Genomic DNA, 13,127 nt, shown 5'->3' with positions numbered 1-13,127 from the left:
GGCTTCCTTTTGTTTATCGTTGTCCAAATATTCAAAGCTGGCTCAGGCCCGGCAACCGGGATGTTAATTGCCGGATAACCGCTGGTAGCTCATCGTCGATTCCCATGGCATAGCGTGCCACCCGATTGCGCGCGAAGGGCAGGGCACGGGCCGTGCCCAAGCCGAGGTTCCGGAGCAAATGAAGCGGCGGAATCTGGTTGCTAAACAGATGATAAAACGCATCCATGGCGAACATCATACGCCTGTTCGCAGGTCGCCGTTGCTGCTCATAGCTGGCCAACCATGAGGGCTTGGCCAGATCGTCTCCGGCTCTCTTGGCTTCTTTCAAAAGACGCTGCAAGCACTGGGCATCCTGAAAGCCAAGGTTTACGCCCTGTCCCGCTAAGGGGTTGATGGTGTGAGCGGCGTCCCCCACTAACACTATACGCCCCTCCGAGTAGTGTTTGGCGTGCTGGCGGGCGATAGGAAAGCTGGCGCGATCTTCAATGTGGGTGAGCTGTGGCAGTTCGGCCGGGAAGCCATTCTGTATCTCCATCACCAAGGCTTCATTGCTCAGGGTTTTCAGGCGGGCGATTTCCTCTGGCGAGTCGTACCACACCAGTGAAGCACGGCTTTCCCCAGAGTGACTGGAGCCTGCGCTGTAGAGCGGTAGAAAGGCTCTGGGGCCGGAAGGGTAAAACCCCTGCCAGGTGATATCTTGCACCGGCCCCTGATAACGCACAGAAATAACCATGGCCTGCTGACCGTACTGGTTCCGGGTAACTCCGATCCCCGCCATGTCCCGCACCCGGGATTGCGCGCCGTCGGCACCAATAATGAGTGCGGCGGTCAGCTCCTCGCCACCCTCAAGTACAACCTTGGCCTGACCATCAGTCTGGGTAATGCCAGTGACGCCCTTGCCTGCCAGAATGGTAACCGAGGGCTCGGCTTGTGCAGCCTGCCAAAGGCCCTGCTGGGTTACGGAGTTTTCAACAATATGGCCAAGGTGAGAGGTGTTCAGCCCGGCGGCATCAAATTCCACCTGATTGGACGTGCGCGGTAGCAAATTGCTTAATGGATGAGGGGTTTCATCCCACACCGCTAGGCGGCTATAGGGTGTTGCGCGCATATTGAGGATATTGTCCCAAGCGCCCAGACTTCGTAGGTAGCGTTCGCTTCCAGCGCTGAGGGCCGAAACGCGTATATCGGGGGCAGAGCCCGGATCGAACTTGGGTGCAGGTGCGCGATCAACCATCGCGACGCTGAAGCCATCCTGCCCGAGGCCAGTAGCAAGTGCGGCGCCAACCATGCCAGCGCCGACAATCACAATATCAAATGCTTGAGTCATATCGGTTTCCTGTCTGATGCCCACAGTTTACGCGATGGCAACGATCAGACAAGCGACCGGGGTCAAGCCGAATGCAATAGCAATATTAACCTAGCATCCCGGATGCCTGTTGTTCCGAGTGTTCCCCGGGCTGGCGACGTCCTTTCAACAACCAAGCGGGCTTCTGGGCGCCGGGTTTGTTAAAGCCTCGATTGAGTACCATGGGCTGAACCAGATTCAGGAAATCCTGTGTTTTCATATGCAGGGTTTCAGTATGGCTGCCTGCGGCAAAGGCTAGCTCGGGCTGTTCCGTTAGCGGCTCGGCGCAGTAGACGGTCATCCCAAACAGGTTGCCGAAAGGTGGCATGGCACCGACTTCACAGTCCGGGAAACGGTCCTGAAATGCCTGCTCATCGGCAAGATCAACAAAGTCGGTATCCAAAATGCGGGAAAGGCTCTCCCAGCGCACGCGCCAGGTTGCTGGCATAACCAGCATCGCCATTTTTCCATCAAGTTCGATAATGACAGTTTTAACGACCTTATCACCCGCAATTTTTACGTGATGAGCAAGATCCTGAGCAGTAAATGCGGGAGGGTGAGTGAGGCACATGTATTCAACATTGGCCCCATCAAGAAATTCTTTTAGCTGCTGTATCGGCATAGAGAAAGCCTCCTACCAGCAATGACAACTATCCGAAACGGTCGGCATATGTAGCCTGCTCCGGCGGCGTTCTGACGGGGCCATTGGGCCCCGTCATTATTGGTCAGCTTAGCTTAGGTTGTACTGTTTGCGAGTAACGGGTTGTATCTATGTGATACGGATTGCTATTTCACTCGGTTTTGTACATGTGAACGTCGCGCTGGGGAAAGGGAATGGAGATACCTTCCGCATCAAAGGCTTTTTTCACACGCTCTTGCATGTCCCAGTAAAACGGCCATAAGTCCCCAGACTTTGTCCAGGCCCGAACAGTAAGGTCAACAGAGCTGTCGCCAAGGCCGCCCACCACAATTAGTGGTGCAGGGTCTTTGAGCGCACGCTCATCTTCTTCGATAAGGCGCTTGCAAATGCTCTTGGCTTTGTCGATATCGTCGTTGTATCCAATGCCGAACTTCATGTCGCAACGGCGTGTGTCGTAGACGCTCATGTTGGTCAGGCTGGAGTTGGATAACTCGCCGTTGGGAATCACTACCCGGCGATTATCAAAGGTGTCCACAACCGTATAGAGAATACTGATTTCACGCACTGAGCCCAGAAAACCCTGAGCTTCAATCACATCGCCCACCTTGAACGGCTTGAAGATCAGAATCAGCACGCCACCGGCAAAGTTCCCCAGACTGCCCTGCAGAGCAAGACCAACAGCCAAGCCTGCGGCACCAATGATAGCGACAAAGGAAGTGGTAGCGATGCCTACCATCGAGGCAACAGAGATCAGCAGCAGAATTTTTAGAACAGCGCCAATCAACCCACACAAAAACTTGTTAAGGGTGGGATCTTTCTTGCCAAGTTTTGCATCCAAAACATTCACAAAGCGATTGATCAGCCACATACCGATAATCAGCGTAATAATGGCCAGCAAAACTTTTGGAGCATAGGTCATGATCAGTGCAATGGCCTGATCCACGTATTCAGAAGCGCGACCGTCTGCGCTAAATAGGTCTTCCATAAGGACTCCTTTTGATTCCTGTTATTAGTTAATTATCGTTTTAGTGGGGTTCCGGTGCAGCCGGATGAGTTCACGGCTTTTTATAGCAGACAAGGCAGCCGGGGTATATCGGAGTTGCAGCGGGTACTCATAGTGCTTATGTAGAGATATTGTTGCTAGCCCAAGCAATTACGGTATCCGCGTCGCCTCGAATAAGAATTTGCCCTTGCTTCTGGCTAAGTTGGTAGTCGTACATGGGGTCGTAGTAATTTTGCAGCAGGGGCTGGATCCAAGCGTCATGGCCGTAAACGTCACCACGGCTTTCCTGTTGCTGCAGGGCTTGCTCCATAAGGTCCCGTAGCTGGCTGTGGCGTTCGCCGCCCAGACGCTTGCTTATGCGTTCGAGCGCGCCAAGCAGGTAGTCGCAGAAATTCAGCCAGCCTGCTTGCTCCCCGTCTCGCTTCATGTAGTCGGCGCACATCCCCTCTACGTAGTCTTCCCGGATAATGCGTGTGCGCTCTTCTAACGATTGCTCGAGGACAAGAAGCGGCGCACGGGTCATCCGTTCTTTCAATGCATCGGGCAGGGCGCAGCGGCCGACAAGACGGCTTTCATCTTCAAGATAAATCGGCCCGCCTGTTAGGTGGTGTGCTTTGAGCATGGCAACGGCCAACCGGTTTTCAAAGTCTATTTGCGAGGGTTGTGGTGTTACCTGACGCCCGAAACTGGAGCCTCTGTGATTTGCCAGCCCTTCCAAATCTACCGGGTTGGGGAGTTGCTGCAGAACGCGTGTTTTTCCGGTTCCCGTGCGCCCGCTAAGAATGCGGAAATCACCGGCTTCAATGAGGTTGTCGAGGTTGTCGATAAGAAAACGGCGTAAAGCTTTGTAGCCACCCTTAATGAGAGGGTAATCAATACCGGCTTCTTTGATCCACTGCTGGGTGAGTCTGGACCGCAAACCGCCCCGGAAACAGAATAAGTAACCCTCGGGATGGTTGGCTATAAACCGTTTCCAGGTTTCAATTCTCTGGGCTTGAATATCGCCCGAAACCAGCTGATGCCCAAGCCGTATGGCTTCATCCTGCCCCTTCTCCTTGTAACAGATTCCCACCCGATGCCGCTCTTCGTCATTCATCAGGGGAGCGTTTTGAGCACACGGGAAGCTGCCTTTGGCGAATTCTACGGGCGCCCGTACATCCATCAGCGGGGTGTCGTTTAGGAATAGGGAAAGATAATTGTCGGTATCGGGTCTGCTTGCCATGACAGGGCTCAGTCGCTTGCCAGAATGAGGCGGCAGTATAACGGATGGAACACGGAATAAAAAAAGGGCAGCCCTAGGGCTGCCCTTTACCGGAACAGGTCGGCGCATCCTTGCGCTGAGTGCAACAGCCTTGTTGCGAATCCATTTGCCACTCCGTGGTGCCAGCATCCGAGCCAGCAATCCGAATAGTTATCCCTTAAGCCAGATATCCATGTATCCCTGCTTCTCCCTGCATTCCATGCCGGGGTGCATCCAGTGCGTCGTCCATTTCCTTGCCATCCCTAACGAAATCACTATACCAACGGTTGATGATCGAAACCTGCGGGTTCTAGCCTGTCTTTGCTAAAGGGTTGTCGGCTGGAATTAATAAAGATTAATCATATCAGTATTTTAGGGTTTTCTGAGGCGATAGTCTGGCCTCTGCGCACGTCAGATCACTGCAAGATCTCACATGCTTGTGAGATATATCTCACACGGAGTTGGGCGAATCTCTCAAACCCTGATGGCTCACTTTGCGTAGTCCCGGCCAGGGTAGGAGTCCGATTAAAATGCCTGCGCCGTCTGCGGCGACGTCCATCAGCGAAAAGTCTCTGTATGGCAGGTTGGCCTGTACGGCCTCGATGCCCAGCCCAAACGCCAGTAAAACCGGTGCGTACCAGATAGCCCGGAGCTGTGGCCAGGCCAGTCGTGTGAGAATGGTGAGCTCAACAAAGGCGATTAGATGGTTCACTTTGTCGCTCGGGGCGGAAGGTATCGGGTAACTGCTGTTTGTGGTTGCCAGAAATCCGATAGCGACAACTGACAGCAACAGGGCAAGGCGCCACAACGGGCGGCAGTGCAACAAAACGGTCAGTTGGTGTTTCAGTGTTGCCATTGGTGAAATCCGTCAGAGTTCTCTGGCTGTGTGAAGGTTTTCAACATGATATGCTTTGCGCCCCGTCACTGTCATTGAAGCGGAGGGCCGATCGGCGATGCTCAGAGGTAATTTTTTTCGTGGACTGGGCTATTTGGGTGAAGGCTTTAGCCTGATTCGCCAGCCTGGTTTGCGGCTATTCGTTGTCATTCCGCTTGTAATCAATATTTTTCTCTTCGGGTTGCTGTTTTATTTTCTGGGCGAGCTGTTCAGCGTATTAATTGCGACTGCGATGGGTTGGCTTCCCGACTGGGTCTGGTTGCAGGCGTTGGACTGGTTGTTCTGGATTTTATATGGCGCTGTAATCCTGCTCATGTTGGCTTACGGTTTTGTGATTATCGCAAACCTTATTGGCTCGCCATTCTATGGTTACTTGGCAGAACTGACGGAGAAGCATCTTACCGGTCAGGAAGTTAGCACCGATGACGGCTGGGCAACCATCATAAAAGACATTCCTCGGGCGCTTTGGCGCGAGGTCCAGAAGATCGCCTATTACCTACCCCGAGCTTTGGGCCTGTTTATTATTGGCCTTATTCCGGTGGTCAACGTGTTCGCGGCCGTGCTGTGGTTTTTGTTCAACAGCTGGATGATGGCGCTGCAATACGTGGATTACCCGGCGGACAATCACAAGGTGAGCTTTAAGGCGCTGCGCCAGCTGCTTGCCGATACTCGCTTGTCTGCTTTGGGCTTCGGGCTGCCAGTGGCTTTGGCCGCTATGGTGCCGGTTCTTAATTTGGTCGTAGTTCCTGCCGCAGTGTGTGGTGCGACTGCCTATTGGGTGCGCGAGAAGGGCGCAACACGAAACTAAAGAGTCTGGAGGTTTTTTGGACGCATCGGATTTTGCTATAGGTCAGCGCTGGGTCAGCCACAGTGATACAGCGCTTGGTCTAGGAATAGTGACAGACATTTCTGGCCGGCGGATTACCTTAGGGTTCCCTGCGGCAGATGAAGAGCGCACTTACGCTATTGATAACGCGCCGCTTTCGCGCATCGTGTATCAGCTAGGCGAAGAGATTGAGACCTTCAACGGTTCCAGATATCTGGTGCGCGCGGTTGAAGATCTCGGTGGTGTACTGCTTTATCACGCAGAGGCGATAGATGAAGGCGAGGATCATGAAAAGGATTTGGAGCAGATATCCGAAGTAAAGCTCGCAGGCTCCGTTAATTTTTCTGCACCGCACCAGCGCCTGTTTGCAGGCCAGTTTGATCGCAATGGCGCCTTCCGCCTGCGCTTCGCCACATTGCAACACATGGACCGGCTGCGTGCGTCCCCCGCACGCGGGCTGATTGGCGCCCGCACGCAGCATTTGCAGCACCAAGTTTACATTGCCCATGAAGTTGCGAAACGCCATGCACCAAGGGTGCTTTTGGCCGATGAGGTGGGCCTTGGTAAAACCATTGAGGCTGGCCTAATTCTGCATTACCAACTGCAGACCGGGCGAGCCCGGCGGGCGCTGATTGTGGTGCCGGATTCGCTGATACATCAGTGGCTGGTGGAGATGCTAAGGCGTTTCAATCTGCGTTTCTCTATTGTGGATCAGAGCCGCTACGATGCGATAAAAGACTCCGAAGACGATGTCGATGCTTTGATGAATCACATCTTTGGTGACGAATCGTCCGTTAACCCGTTTGAAAGCGATCAGTTAGTGCTCTGCAGTCTCGATTTTCTGGTGAATAGCACGAAGGCCAAAGCCGACGCATTGAAGGCAGGTTGGGACCTGATGATTGTCGATGAGGCCCATCACCTAGCTTGGAGTTCGGAGGAGGTTAGCCCTGAATACCAGTTGGTAGAAGAGCTCTCAGGAGTAAGTGAAGGCTTACTGTTGTTGACGGCAACACCAGAGCAAGTGGGTGTGGCTAGCCACTTCGCCCGGCTGCGACTGCTCGACCCTGCACGGTTTCATGATTTACAGGCGTTTCAGGACGAAGAGCAGCAGTACGAAGCGATTAATGATGTGGTGCGGCGTATACAAGATGAGGACTCGGAGATCCAAGAGGAAGACCGCAAGGCCTTGGAACTCTGGTTGGGCGATGAGATGGCGCAGTTGTTAGCAGGGGACTCCCCACGCCAGTCCATTATAGATGCACTGCTGGATCGTCATGGCACCGGGCGGGTGTTGTTCCGTAATACTCGTGCTGCCATTCAGGGTTTTCCGGAGCGCCGGGCCAATGCGGTGCCTTTGGATTGCCCGACCATGTATCAAGATCAAGCCTTTGGCTATCCCGGCTTGGCTCCCGAGCAGTCGGTGCCGGAAGAGCAATGGCTTGCAGACGATCCGAGAGTTGCCTGGCTTGAGAAAAAACTAGCTAGCTTGCGCCCCGCCAAAGTGGTGGTGATCTGTGCCATGGCTGAAACGGCCATGGCTCTGGAAACGTATTTGCAGCTCCGGGCAGGCATTCGCAGCGCCGCCTTCCATGAGCACTTGAGCCTCTTGGAGCGTGACCGAGCCGCCGCTTACTTTGCTGACGACGAACAGGGCGCTCAGGCATTGATTTGTTCCGAGATTGGCAGCGAGGGTCGCAACTTCCAGTTTGCGCACCATCTGGTGCTGTTTGATTTGCCCGCAAACCCCGATTTGCTCGAGCAGCGTATTGGGCGACTTGACCGCATCGGGCAGACGGAAACCATCGATATACATATTCCTTACCTTAGGGACACGTCGCAGGAGGTCCAATACCGCTGGTTCCATGAAGGTTTGAGTGCGTTTTCTGAAAGCTGCGCGGTGGGCGTGGCGGTGCAGGAGAAAGTTAGCGAGCAGTGGAATAGCGCCATCGAAGGCGACTTGTCCGTACTGGATAATCTGGTTGAAGCGTCGGCGGCTGAGACTGATCGCCTGAAAACGCTGCTACAGAATGGTCGAGATGCTTTGATTGAGCTCAACTCCTGTCGCCGGGATATCGCGGATACGTTGATTGCCGGTATTGAAGAGGAAGAAGGCTCCGTTCAAGTGCGCGACTACATGATGGAAGCCTTCGATATTCTCGGCGTGGATGTGGAAGACCACTCTGAACATGCCGACATTCTTCGCCCCGGCGAGCAATATCAGGCTGGCCACGTTGCCGAGTTGCCGGAAGATGGTGTAACCGTTACCTGGGATCGCCAGCATGCTCTGGAGCGGGAAGACATAGGGTTTATGAGCTGGGAGCACCCTATGGTCACCGGCGTGATGGACTCGGTGACCAGTTCCGGGCTGGGCAAGGCTGCACTGGCAAGCTTGTCAGTGAAGGCGTTGCCAGCAGGAACCTTGCTTATGGAAGCCCTGTTTACGGTGCACTGCCCGGCGCCCGAAGCTCTGCAGCTGACACGGTATTTGCCGGTTTCGCCCTTGCGTTTGCTGGTGGATGTGAACGGTAAAGAGCTTTCTGGTGCACTGCCCCATGATCGACTGAATGATCTGTGCTCCAATATTAGGCGGCGCACTGCACAGGCGATTGTGCCGCAGATTCGGCCACAGGTGGAAACGATGGTAGACCACGTGGAACGCTTGTCTGCACCGCATTTGGAGCCCATGAAGCAAAAGGCTCTGGAGCAGTTAGCGGCAAACTTTGAGCCGGAAATTCGCCGACTGGAGGCCCTGAAAAAAGTGAACCCGGCGATCCGCGAAGAGGAAATTGATTACTTCCGCAGTCAGTTAACGGCTGCACAGGAAGCTATTGGGCGTGCGAGTCTGGCTTTGGAAGGGATTCGGGTGATCGTCACAGCTTAGAGCTGTTTTTTGAGATACCCTTGCCTTAACATTTTTCTCAATTGATCCATGGATAACAGAGAGAACCTATGATGACTTTGATTCTGTTTCTAGTGGCACTGGCAGGCTTGCTAGTTGTTATGCGTCGTGAGTCCGGTGCCAAACCGGCTATTGGTGTAATGATTGTGGTTGGCATTCTGTCCTGGATGTTTGCATCAGGATGGCTGGCTTTGATTCTCTTTGTTGGCGCTGCTGTTACTGCTGCCGCCGGGTTGCCGGGCCTGCGTCAGGGCTGGCTCACACCACGCATTTTTGCCATGTTCAAGAAAGTGGCTCCAAAAGTGTCTGCCACCGAGAAAGTGGCACTTGAAGCTGGCACCGTGGGTTGGGACGGCGAGCTATTTACCGGGCAGCCAGACTGGCACAACCTGTTGATCAATCGGCACACTGGCCTGAGCGAAGAGGAGCAGGCCTTTGTGGATAACCAGTGCGTTCAGGCGGTTTCTATGTGTAATGCATGGGATATCGCGGTAGAGCGCGCCGATCTTCCAAAAGAATTGTGGGACTTCCTTAAAAAAGAGAAGTTCTTCGGAATGATTATCCCCAAAGAGTACGGCGGGCTTGGATTTTCTGCAAAAGCCCAGACTGCGGTACTGCAAAAGATTGCCGCCAACGAGATGTTGATGGTTTCCGTAGGCGTACCCAACTCTCTTGGGCCGGGCGAGTTGCTGCTGAAGTACGGTACGGATGAACAGAAAAACCACTATTTACCGCGATTGGCTGACGGCCGCGAAATTCCCTGCTTTGGCCTTACAGGTCCCCGTGCTGGCTCGGATGCCACCTCTTTGCCGGATGTGGGCACGGTGTGCAAACAGGAAGTAGACGGTAAAGAAGTTATTGGTATAAAACTGAACTTTGAAAAGCGCTGGATCACCCTTGCACCCATCGCGACGGTTGTGGGGCTGGCGTTCCGCATGTTTGACCCGGACGGCTTGCTTGGTGACACCAAAGACTACGGCATTACCTGTGCGTTGATTCCCCGTGACACCAAAGGTATGGAAATTGGCCGCCGCCATTGCCCTATCGGTAGCCCCTTCCTGAATGGCCCGATCATCGGTAAGGACGTATTCATCCCGCTGGATTACATTATCGGTGGTATGGACATGGCTGGCCAAGGCTGGCGCATGCTGGTCGAGTGTCTCTCTGTTGGCCGCTGTATCACGCTGCCCTCGGGTGCGGCAGGCTCTGCTGCCTACGCTGTGGGAACTGCGGGCGGCTTTACCCGTATCCGCCGCCAGTTCAATACGCCTGTGGCAGATATGGAAGGTGTGCAGGAGCCTCTGGCTCGCATTGCCGCCAAGACCTATATCTCGCAAGCGGCGGTTAACCACACAGCTAACATGATTGATAAGGGCGAGAAGCCTGCTGTGCCATCGGCGATCCTCAAGTATCACCTGACTGAATTCCAACGTGGCATTTTAGCAGATGCCATGGACGTTCACGGTGGCAAAACGGTGACTCTGGGGCCACGTAACTATCTGGGCATAGGCTATAGCGGCTCCCCTGTTTCCATCACGGTGGAAGGTGCCAACATTATGACCCGGAGCCTGATGATCTTTGGGCAGGGCGCAATTCGTTGCCATCCTTATGTGCTTAAAGAGTTGGCTGCTAAAGATAATGACGACATCAACGCATTTGACGACGCCTTCTTTGGCCATGCAGGTTTGATTTTCGGTAACGCAGCTCGTGCCTTTACTCAGGCACTTAGCATTGGCCGCGCCGATGTTCCGTTTGACAGTGCCAGCAGAAAGTACGCTCAGGCGGTTGCCCGGTTCAGTGCTGCTTTTGGCCTCTGCTCCGACGCCGCTATGACGACGCTAGGCAGTGAATTGAAAATGCGTGAGCTGATCTCTGCACGGCTCGGCGACATGCTCTCCAATTTGTACCTCGCTTCCATGGTGCTCAAGAACTGGCACGAAACCCAGCCAGTGGAAGGTGAAAAAGAAGTGATGCAATACAGCCTTGGGTTGCTTCTGCATCGCACAGAGGAGGCACTAGATGGCTTTCTGCAAAACCTGCCGAATCGTGCGGTAGCTTTGGCCCTGCGCGCAATCACTCTGCCTCTGGGTAGGCGTTGGGGTAGCCCCCATGATGATCTTGCACGCAAGCTTGCTCGATTTATTTCCACCGATACGCCGATTCGTCACAAGCTGCTTGTTGGTACTTGGACGACAGAGGGCGAAGGTGCGGTGGAGAATCCGGTAGCTCGTTACAATGGCTTGCTGAAAGACTACGACAAAGCCGAACAGCTCTATCGGAAAGCTACGAAGGCCTATGCCAAAGGTGAGCTCCCGGCCACTGCGCTGCACCCGGAGGAACGCTTTGAAGCGGCATTGGAAGCTGGCATTTACACCAAAGAGGAAGCCCAGTTCATGCGTGAGTACGAATCTGTAGTGCTTGAAATGCTGACTGTGGACGACTTTCCTTTTGATGAGTTTGCCCGCAACAAGGAAACCTTGATTGATCACAATCCAGCATAAGCAGGTAAGCGGCTGACCATGTGGTTATCGCTCATTGCAGTCAGCGTAGGTGCCGTTGTCGGCGCCAACATGCGCTGGTTGCTTGGGCTTTGGTTGAACACCAGTTATCACGCGATTCCATTTGGAACCCTTGCCGCCAACTTAAGTGGTGGTTGGTTGGTTGGATTGTTACTTGGTTACTTCAGCCAGAGCAGTTCGCTTGCGCCTGAGTGGCGTTTGTTTGCCATTACCGGCTTGTGTGGTGCGCTGACAACATTTTCTACCTTTTCTCTCGAGATGTTTGCTGCGATTCAAGACGGCAAATGGGCGATGGCCATAACGGGCATTCTCGCCCATGTTGTTGGCTCTATACTCATGACTGCATTGGGTATTTATACCTTTGGTGTATTGAAAGGCTGATGGGTAGGACTACCTAGGCGATTTATTTTAAATCTACTTGGCAAGCCGATGATTCAGTAGTAGAGTGTTTTGGAAGGAAAGATTCAGCAAAGCATTTCATGAATATGACGTACTCCGTAGTTAGTAGTGACCGTCCTGTTTTTGATCCCGCGAGTTCTGTATTTCCGTAAAACGCTGACCAGCCACATTTAGTGAATGGCAGCAGATAATATGATTGATTTCAGGAAGTTTAAGTATGTCTACTACTACCGGTACTGTTAAGTTCTTCAACGAAGCTAAAGGCTTTGGCTTTATCACTCGTGAAGGCGGCCCGGACGTTTTTGTTCACTACAGCGCAATTCAGGGCAGCGGTTTCAAGACTCTGGCAGAAGGCCAGCAAGTTGAGTTCACCGTTACTCAGGGCCAGAAAGGTCCTCAGGCGGAGAACGTTACTCCTCTCTAATCCCGTTCGGATAGAGTAGTAACCGCCAAAAAGGCAGCTTCGGCTGCCTTTTTTTTGTTATAAGGATTGGGTTATTTTCCTGTGTTACGGGATTGATGTGGTACATTTTCAGCTAGGCACTGTGTTAATGAAGAGTGCCTTTAAAGGGTTTACTCAACCGGAGAGTTTATGAAGCTGTTTGGATCAACTACCTCGCCCTATGTCCGGCGCATCCGCATCCTGCTTGATGAGGAGCGCTACGACTTCGTTAATCTGGATATTTACGGCGAAGACCGTGACGAAATCCGGCGCAACAATCCGGCGCTGAAAATACCCGTACTTGAAAGCGACGGTCAGGAAATCTACGATTCCCGGATAATTTCCCGCTATATCAGTTCCAAGCAGGGCCGCGACCCTCTTACTTGGGATCAGCAGAATCAGCTTACCCTGATTGACGGTGCTAATGATTCAGCCGTTATTTTGCTATTGGCAAAGCGCTCTGGTTTGGATGTAGACACACCAGGCGTATTATTTTTTGATCTGCAGCGCGAGCGCATTATGACAACCTTGCGTACACTCGCAGCTCAGGTTGAAGACGGACAGTTCGAGGAGTGGAATTACCCGGCCATGTGTCTCTACTGTCTGGTGGACTGGTTGGATTTTCGCGACCTCGTCGACTTCTCGGGCGTCGAGAGCCTGCTAGCCTTCCGCGACAGCCACAAAGACTTCCCTTGGGTAGCTGAAACCGACCCTCGCCAGTCCTAATCGTTCGCCAGTAAGGTGCCCGTTAGGTCGGGCACCTGTTTCTTTAAGCCCCCGATACCCCATCTTTCGCTGCGTTTACTCCCTGCCACTGTGCACTGATTTTCTTACCTGTCGCAATTTGACAGGGCATTGTCGCAATTCGGTAGTGCGTTCTTCACACAAGCGGACTAGTTTCTAAGTTGGCGCAATAAAA

Annotated in this window: 11 protein-coding genes; 6 read left to right on the top strand and 5 right to left on the bottom strand. The window is 53.3% G+C overall.

Annotation, left to right across the window (positions count from 1 at the left end; translation table 11 throughout):
• Window positions 1-31 precede the first annotated feature (31 nt).
• The 5 genes from MWU62_RS06240 to MWU62_RS06220 all read right to left on the bottom strand — a co-directional run bounded on the left by MWU62_RS06240 (window position 32) and on the right by MWU62_RS06220 (window position 5,084).
• On the bottom strand, window positions 32-1,327 hold the full coding sequence (locus tag MWU62_RS06240) for an FAD-dependent monooxygenase (RefSeq protein ID WP_247114039.1): 1,296 nt from the start codon (window positions 1,325-1,327) through the stop codon (window positions 32-34).
• Between the two features lie 85 nt (window positions 1,328-1,412).
• A complete protein-coding gene (locus MWU62_RS06235; RefSeq protein WP_247114038.1) occupies window positions 1,413-1,967 on the bottom strand; it encodes a YbaK/EbsC family protein in 555 nt (184 codons plus the stop codon).
• Between the two features lie 169 nt (window positions 1,968-2,136).
• The gene (locus tag MWU62_RS06230) at window positions 2,137-2,970 is read right to left on the bottom strand and encodes a mechanosensitive ion channel domain-containing protein (RefSeq protein ID WP_247114037.1); all 834 of its coding nucleotides are present in this window, start codon (window positions 2,968-2,970) and stop codon (window positions 2,137-2,139) included.
• 136 nt (window positions 2,971-3,106) lie between these two features.
• Complete coding sequence (mnmH, locus tag MWU62_RS06225; RefSeq protein WP_247114036.1) at window positions 3,107-4,210, bottom strand: tRNA 2-selenouridine(34) synthase MnmH; 1,104 nt, start codon at window positions 4,208-4,210, stop codon at window positions 3,107-3,109.
• Window positions 4,211-4,679: 469 nt separating this feature from the next.
• Window positions 4,680-5,084 (bottom strand): VanZ family protein, encoded by a 405-nt coding sequence (locus MWU62_RS06220; protein ID WP_247114035.1) that lies wholly within the window; start codon window positions 5,082-5,084, stop codon window positions 4,680-4,682.
• A 97-nt stretch (window positions 5,085-5,181) separates the two neighbouring features.
• Between MWU62_RS06220 and cysZ the strand changes: the two genes are divergently transcribed.
• The 6 genes from cysZ to MWU62_RS06190 all read left to right on the top strand — a co-directional run bounded on the left by cysZ (window position 5,182) and on the right by MWU62_RS06190 (window position 12,934).
• Window positions 5,182-5,931, top strand: coding sequence for a sulfate transporter CysZ (cysZ, locus tag MWU62_RS06215; RefSeq protein ID WP_247114034.1), 750 nt, complete (start codon window positions 5,182-5,184; stop codon window positions 5,929-5,931).
• A gap of 16 nt (window positions 5,932-5,947) precedes the next feature.
• Complete coding sequence (gene rapA, locus MWU62_RS06210; RefSeq protein WP_247114033.1) at window positions 5,948-8,830, top strand: RNA polymerase-associated protein RapA; 2,883 nt, start codon at window positions 5,948-5,950, stop codon at window positions 8,828-8,830.
• A gap of 68 nt (window positions 8,831-8,898) precedes the next feature.
• Window positions 8,899-11,349, top strand: a complete 2,451-nt coding sequence (locus tag MWU62_RS06205) for an acyl-CoA dehydrogenase (protein ID WP_247114032.1) — start codon at window positions 8,899-8,901, stop codon at window positions 11,347-11,349.
• An 18-nt stretch (window positions 11,350-11,367) separates the two neighbouring features.
• On the top strand, window positions 11,368-11,748 hold the full coding sequence (gene crcB / locus MWU62_RS06200; protein WP_247114031.1) for a fluoride efflux transporter CrcB: 381 nt from the start codon (window positions 11,368-11,370) through the stop codon (window positions 11,746-11,748).
• 235 nt (window positions 11,749-11,983) lie between these two features.
• Complete coding sequence (locus MWU62_RS06195; RefSeq protein WP_071265711.1) at window positions 11,984-12,190, top strand: cold-shock protein; 207 nt, start codon at window positions 11,984-11,986, stop codon at window positions 12,188-12,190.
• 168 nt (window positions 12,191-12,358) lie between these two features.
• Complete coding sequence (locus MWU62_RS06190) at window positions 12,359-12,934, top strand: glutathione S-transferase N-terminal domain-containing protein (protein ID WP_247114030.1); 576 nt, start codon at window positions 12,359-12,361, stop codon at window positions 12,932-12,934.
• The last annotated feature ends 193 nt before the right edge of the window (window positions 12,935-13,127 follow it).

It is taken from the genome of Marinobacter sp. S6332 (assembly GCF_023016045.1).
Classification (GTDB): domain Bacteria; phylum Pseudomonadota; class Gammaproteobacteria; order Pseudomonadales; family Oleiphilaceae; genus Marinobacter.
The sequence above is the reverse complement of the archived record's forward strand: the minus strand, read 5'-3'. Positions and strand labels throughout refer to the sequence as shown.

What these genes read in the sequence shown, in the direction of transcription:
- MWU62_RS06240 (WP_247114039.1), bottom strand. Translation starts at nt 1,327, where the DNA reads ATGACTCAAGCATTTGATATTGTGATTGTCGGCGCTGGCATGGTTGGC.
- MWU62_RS06235 (WP_247114038.1), bottom strand. Translation starts at nt 1,967, where the DNA reads ATGCCGATACAGCAGCTAAAAGAATTTCTTGATGGGGCCAATGTTGAA.
- MWU62_RS06230 (WP_247114037.1), bottom strand. Translation starts at nt 2,970, where the DNA reads ATGGAAGACCTATTTAGCGCAGACGGTCGCGCTTCTGAATACGTGGAT.
- mnmH (WP_247114036.1), bottom strand. Translation starts at nt 4,210, where the DNA reads ATGGCAAGCAGACCCGATACCGACAATTATCTTTCCCTATTCCTAAAC.
- MWU62_RS06220 (WP_247114035.1), bottom strand. Translation starts at nt 5,084, where the DNA reads ATGGCAACACTGAAACACCAACTGACCGTTTTGTTGCACTGCCGCCCG.
- cysZ (WP_247114034.1), top strand. Translation starts at nt 5,182, where the DNA reads ATGCTCAGAGGTAATTTTTTTCGTGGACTGGGCTATTTGGGTGAAGGC.
- MWU62_RS06205 (WP_247114032.1), top strand. Translation starts at nt 8,899, where the DNA reads ATGATGACTTTGATTCTGTTTCTAGTGGCACTGGCAGGCTTGCTAGTT.
- crcB (WP_247114031.1), top strand. Translation starts at nt 11,368, where the DNA reads ATGTGGTTATCGCTCATTGCAGTCAGCGTAGGTGCCGTTGTCGGCGCC.
- MWU62_RS06195 (WP_071265711.1), top strand. Translation starts at nt 11,984, where the DNA reads ATGTCTACTACTACCGGTACTGTTAAGTTCTTCAACGAAGCTAAAGGC.
- MWU62_RS06190 (WP_247114030.1), top strand. Translation starts at nt 12,359, where the DNA reads ATGAAGCTGTTTGGATCAACTACCTCGCCCTATGTCCGGCGCATCCGC.